Consider the following 2,572-nt stretch of genomic DNA (forward strand, 5'->3'; position numbering starts at 1 on the left):
AATGGACAACCGAGCCAGTGCAGAGAATGAACCAGTTTATTGACGACAATGTCCGGCGAAAAATGGCTCGGGAGGCCGGAATTGTAGTCTGTTCAGACAACAGCCACAAAGCCTGCAAAGCTGATCAGAAAAAAGGGATCATTCTTGGTATTCATAACGGTTGGTATGATCTCCAGCAGGTGGCGATTCCGGCTGGCATGACACTGTTGGAAAAGATGCAGTACGAACATGACCCGTCGCTGCTCAGTCCGTCAACACAACAGGCATTGGAGAAAGAGGTGCAGCGGCTAAAGAGCGAAGCTATCCAAATGAACCTGGGCACCTTGACGCAAACCACGCTGGCTTCGGAGGCAGCCCAAAAAGTGCTGAAAAAACGGGGGATTGCCGTGGTCAGCGAGAAGCGACGCTACTTTACCGACAATGAACTCCCGATAGAGAAGGAAATGCTGGTACCAAAGAAGATAGCGAAGCCTGATGCTCGGGAGGATGGATGCTCCAGCGGGGTGGGCATGTACAATCCTTTGATCTTGCTTTGAACATGCAGTTACGGACAACAGACTGCAATGGAACTTTTTACCAGCCGTTTACTCCAAGAACGATAGAATCCCTCCTTACGGAATTGGGCAAATAATAAATTTTACTGGAGTATTACCATGAATGTTGTCCATGGAGCGGCGATCTCTGCGAGCCCGTGCCCTCAACCTCAACCTCAACCAAAGTTCGCCACCCAATCGGCAACAGCCTCTGGCCAATGGACAATCAGCGAGCCAACCCGCAAGCTGCTGCCCCATCCCAGGGAATATGAGCGACAGGAGCTACTGCGGGCCGCTGAGAGTGGACGTCTGGCATTTCGGCATATTGGATTGGTTGAAGAAAGAAATTACTTTGCTGGCAAGGGCACACCAAGACCCTTCACCCTCGCTCTGCCCGGAGAGATGATGCCCACCGAGCGAGTAACAGAAGCGTTAGATCAATGGATGGTAGGCATTACTGATCCCAAATGCCTGTATGTCTATAAACGTGACGCACTGACTAATCGGTTGCTGGAGGAGCCCAGCCTAACACCGGATACACTGACAATAAAACTACTGTCTGATCTACGATCATTGCACAAGAAAAGTCGTGAGCGTGCCAATCAAATCATCTGGAGAGTTTATCCCCGTTTCACCTCAGGACATCTGCAAGCAAATGGGACATTCAGTTTACCTAAATTGAAACCCAACGATTATACCCACATTTATAATTTCCCGGAACTGGTGCTCATCCACTATTGCAAGGAAGAGATCAAATGCTTTTGCGTCTACAACGATAAACGGGCAAATATTGCCGATATCCTGGAGTCCAAGCGTCAGTGTGAAAAGGCATTGGAGCTTAAACCCTTGCCTCTGGTCGTTTATTGTCACCACACAGGTTCTGTACAGGTCTGTTTTGATGATGAGCTGGACAGTCCGCACCTGGCCAACAATGGGCATTCTCTGGGTGATTTCGCATTCTCGCAGAGCATTGACCTGGACAATTTCAGAGCCATGTTGAATCTGCTGCCAATCACTTTGCGGGCAGAGGCACTGAGTTCGGAATTAAGCGTCCCACCGGATATGATGCACAAATTGCAACAGGCCATTGAGCTGCTGAGCGATCCCGAATGTTACAGTTGCGAGAGACTTCTGGAATTAAAACAGAGCGGATTGCCCATCGATCAGCGTTTTGTTAAAAAAGCGTCTGTTAATATTTTCGGAGTGCCTGTTAAATCTTTGCTTGATATTCTTCTGGATACCGAAGTAGCCAGACACAATGGGGGCATGGGACCGGCAACCCCTGCTCAGCAGCAACAGGAGGAAGAAGAAGCTTACCGATTATGTCAGCTCCTTTTGCAGAGCGGGGCAAGGCCGACTGAATGGGGCCTGGGCCATATCAATAATATGGAAGAATTTTTTGACTCTGCAATGCCAGTGGGCATCTTCAATTGTATGGTGGCTGCCTCTGCTCCCTTTGAATTCCTCACCCTGCAACATCTTCAGCATTTTCCTTTGACCAGTTGTTCGGGAAGCGTCGTTGAATTTGACCGAATCTGCATGAACATCAGTCCACAGCAACGGCAGACGTGTCTGAGAAAGGCACTACTTTATGTGACAAGTCTGATGCATCCAACCCTTGAACATATTCAGTGCCACTTATTGGCCCTGTTTCATCACGGGGCTTCCCCGAACAAAGACCTTCTGGATAGTGTTAGAGCCCTTCTGGCATTTCATTACCCCCGCAGTAAGAAAATTATGCGCGTTTATTCCCCGGCTGAATATATCGAATGGTTTGAAAAACTGTGGGAGCAACGGAACGAGCATCCTTTCTATCAGAATTGGTTAGAGCGTGTCCGGCACGCCAAGCAGGAAATCGCGGATCTGAAACGATCTCTCGGCATTAACGATTCTGGTGCGCTGACAACACCATTGGCAGCCGGGACACCAACGGCATTACAGTTTATGGTGGACGCGTTCAGCAAACCGCCGGTCTTGCCTGATCATGTCGGCGATAATGAAAAAACCATCCTGACGGTATTGCAGCATTATTACCGCCG

Annotated in this window: 2 protein-coding genes; both read left to right on the forward strand. The window is 49.1% G+C overall.

Annotated features, from left to right (window positions below; genetic code table 11):
* A partial coding sequence (locus KDK17_RS15525; protein WP_257288465.1) for a hypothetical protein occupies positions 1 to 536 on the forward strand: 536 nt, incomplete at its 5' end.
* 117 nt (positions 537 to 653) lie between these two features.
* Positions 654 to 2,572: hypothetical protein (locus tag KDK17_RS15530; RefSeq protein WP_257288466.1), on the forward strand; the 1,919-nt coding region annotated here is incomplete at its 3' end.

The organism is Endozoicomonas sp. SESOKO2, assembly GCF_024606245.1.
In the GTDB taxonomy this organism is placed as follows: Bacteria; Pseudomonadota; Gammaproteobacteria; order Pseudomonadales; family Endozoicomonadaceae; genus Endozoicomonas_A.